Origin of the sequence: Gracilibacillus sp. YIM 98692 (genome assembly GCF_010993965.1) — a bacterium.
Lineage (GTDB): Bacteria > Bacillota > Bacilli > Bacillales > Amphibacillaceae > Gracilibacillus.
Window position 1 is genome coordinate 1 of sequence record NZ_WIXM01000065.1, and the last position, 1,528, is coordinate 1,528.

The 1,528-nt window shown below is 37.3% G+C and carries 1 protein-coding gene; it reads right to left on the minus strand.

The genetic code is table 11. The features are described from left to right. Positions 1–135: 135 nt before the first annotated feature. Complete coding sequence (locus tag GHD00_RS20805; protein WP_163540083.1) at positions 136–1,362, minus strand: helix-turn-helix domain-containing protein; 1,227 nt, start codon at positions 1,360–1,362, stop codon at positions 136–138. Between the last annotated feature and the right edge of the window lie 166 nt (positions 1,363–1,528).

Here is a 1,528-nt window from a genome sequence, read left to right on the forward strand (position 1 = left end):
AATTAGACGCTAAATGCAGTAATAGGATTCAGCCTCCAAGTGGACATTTGTACATTAGGAGGCTGAATCCTTTTTTAAAGGTTTGTGAAACATCTTGAGAAACAAGATTTTTCGGGTGGTGACTGGCACTAAATATTAGCCGTCCTCCCCATGTTCGCCTTTCGTATATTGGGATGGGGTGAGGGATGTCCATTTTTTAAATACTTTACTAAAGTAATTTAGGTCATTATAACCTATCATGAAGGCTATATCTGTAATAGATATAGAGCCTCTTCGTAAATACAGCTTTGCTTCTTCTACGCGCTTTTGATTGATGAAATCGGTGACGGTCATTTTGGTTTCTTCTTTAAATTTTCGAGATAGGTGGGAAGGATTCACATGTATTTGTTCGGCAATGTGTTTTAAGGTTAAGTATTCCCCTAAGTGTAATTGAATGTAATCAACTGCCTTTTTGACAATTTGACTGTAGTGCCCTGTTGCATGGGTGATAACTAAGTCACAGTATTCATTCGCCATTAATACGTTCAGTTTTTGTAATTTAGGGATCGTTGTTGTTCGTTCGATTAAAATGGCAAACCGTTCTGATATGTTATGAAGATAAACAGGGTGTACACCACTTCGCTCTGCAGCCAAGCGAAATAACGTATTGGTAGTAAAAGAAATATTCTTTGAGGACCGAATTGGACTACCAGGTATACGGTCCGAAAAGGCTAAGATAGGCGAATTATAATTTACCAAGTGATTTACCGCTTCTTTATCCCCTTTCGAAATGGCGTGCATCAACTGGTTTTGTTGTTGATACCGTTGTTCAATGATCTCTACATTTTCTTCGATACTCATGGTTGACAATGGGTCTTTTATGGTTGGTTTTGGTAGTGGTGATACGGCTTGTTTTGTATGGACCAACCTATGTTCACATAGATTGATCACCATTGTGCCGATACTTTCGCACTCTGTATCACTCAGAACGAGCAAGGCTTGGTAGAACTGTTCTAATTGTTTTCGTTCACTGATTGGTATTCTATTTTCAGAAATCTTATCTTTAATCAAATCAAAAATTGAAATATTAGAAACAAACGGGCCGATTAGAAGACAACCTTGAAAGGTTTGTTTTTCCCACACACCAACTGAAATATACTCTAGGCCAAAGTTATTGGTATGGTGATAAAAATGATCAGAAGGCTGCTGTTGCAAGCTCTCCATCAACGGTACATATTCCGATTCGGGAGGGTCTAACACGACCGGGATTACATGGTTAACGAATTGAACATGTGTCTTTCCTTCCAAATCAAAAAAACGGGTATCTAGTTTTGTGATGGTGTGGGTCATTTGACAGATTTTTTCAACATCAGCATTGTTCATATGTTTTCCCCTTTCTATCTCTCCTTTAAATGTATGAGAAAATGTGCAGAAAAGCAATAATAATACTAATACAGAAAAAATAATACGAACAAAAGAGAGCGTTTTCTTTTATAATAACGGTAAGCACATAGAGAATAGGAGGAAACATACATGTTATATCCAATAG